The sequence below is a fragment of the Vibrio sp. Vb1554 genome (assembly GCF_033344235.1).
Map to the genome: position 1 here is coordinate 1 of NZ_JAWPOJ010000206.1, position 1,366 is coordinate 1,366.

At 49.0% G+C, this 1,366-nt stretch carries 2 protein-coding genes; one reads left to right on the forward strand and one right to left on the reverse strand.

The window, feature by feature from the left end:
* Window positions 1-23 precede the first annotated feature (23 nt).
* Window positions 24-596: a hypothetical protein gene (locus R8N28_RS24985; RefSeq protein ID WP_020904396.1), complete on the forward strand. Its 573-nt coding sequence runs from the start codon at window positions 24-26 to the stop codon at window positions 594-596.
* A 71-nt stretch (window positions 597-667) separates the two neighbouring features.
* On the opposite strand, the gene R8N28_RS24990 is transcribed toward R8N28_RS24985, so the two are convergent.
* Window positions 668-1,366: EamA family transporter (locus R8N28_RS24990; RefSeq protein ID WP_318183637.1), on the reverse strand; the 699-nt coding region annotated here is incomplete at its 5' end.

Consider the following 1,366-nt stretch of genomic DNA (forward strand, 5'->3'; position numbering starts at 1 on the left):
AATTGGGAAGCTGGAGTAGTCGAATGTCTAAACGCTTATGTAAGATGAACCGCAAACAAATTGCGGCCAACTTGGGTGACATTCACCGTTTGGTCGTCGCACCTAAGTTCGTTTGTCGCTCTTGTGCACGCTCTTCCGCTTCTAAAGACTCATTGTGTAAGCCTGCCGCAATTCCTCCACAAAAATGCCAAGACAAGCCGTTAAACGAGCAACAAGCATGCGGTCTGTTAGCTGAAGCGCTGCCTGCGCAATCCATTTCCGTCACGCCAAAACACAGCGCAGAAAAGGCGGCGATCGTGAAACGTGTGGTCGAGCGAGTGAAAGAGAAGAAACAAGCCGCGAAAGTGGTGACACCAGTGTCGATGGCGGCTCCTGCACTGTTTGATTTGGCCGATAAAAAAGCGCTTAAGAAAGCGAAAAAGGCACTGAAAAAACACTACAAACAGCAGAAAAAGCTGCTAAAAGTGGCAAAAAAGCAGCAGAAGTTGCTCAAGCGTCAACGCAAACTGGAAGCCCGCAATGCGAAGTTGGAAGTGTTGTTACCAACGCCGCCTAATGCGTTGATGGGCGCAAGCTCGCAAGCCAAAGTGCATTAATTGAATTAAAAAAAACGCTCTCCAACTGGAGAGCGTTTTTTATTGCTGGAATATGTGTCGAGAAAGGCACGTTACTTATTGGCGTAGCTCATTTCAACGCGTTTTTTCACCCACGTTTCGTTAATCCACAGCGATAGCATGATGATCGCGCCGCCAATCGCGAGGCGCACGATGTCGACGTCTCGGTTCCAAATTACGATGTTCACAATCAGGCCTGCTGGCACTAACGCGTTGTTCATTACCGCTAACGCGCCGGCATTCACTAAGGTTGCCCCTTTGTTCCACGCAAAGTAACCAAAGCCTGATGCAATCAAACCAAGGTAGGTCAAAATGCCCCATTGGGTTGCGGTGGTTGGCAGTTTGTCGAGGTTGCCCATGAGCGCGAAAGCCACGGTTGCTACACAAAGCGCACCCAAGTAGAAGTAACCAAACACGGTGTGCTGTGGTAAATCGACGGGCTCACTTTCCATGATGTATTTGTAGCCCACCTGACCGATGGCAAAACAGAGGTTCGCCCCTTGCACGACCAAAAAGCCCATTAGGAAGTTTTCGTTAATGCCAGCGAATTTGATCCATGCCGCACCCGCGACTGCGATCAGCGCGGTGACTAAATACCAAGGCGAAAAACGACCTTTCAGGAAGTCGTAAATCAGCATCACATAAATCGGTGTAAACACAGTGAACAGCAACACTTCTGGAACAGAAAGGAGTAAGAAACACTGGTAGTAGAAGCAGTACATCAAACCGAGCTGAAAGCCGCCGACGATCAT

Excerpts from the sequence above, each read along its gene's own strand:
- R8N28_RS24985 (WP_020904396.1), top strand. The coding sequence starts at position 24 with ATGTCTAAACGCTTATGTAAGATGAACCGCAAACAAATTGCGGCCAAC.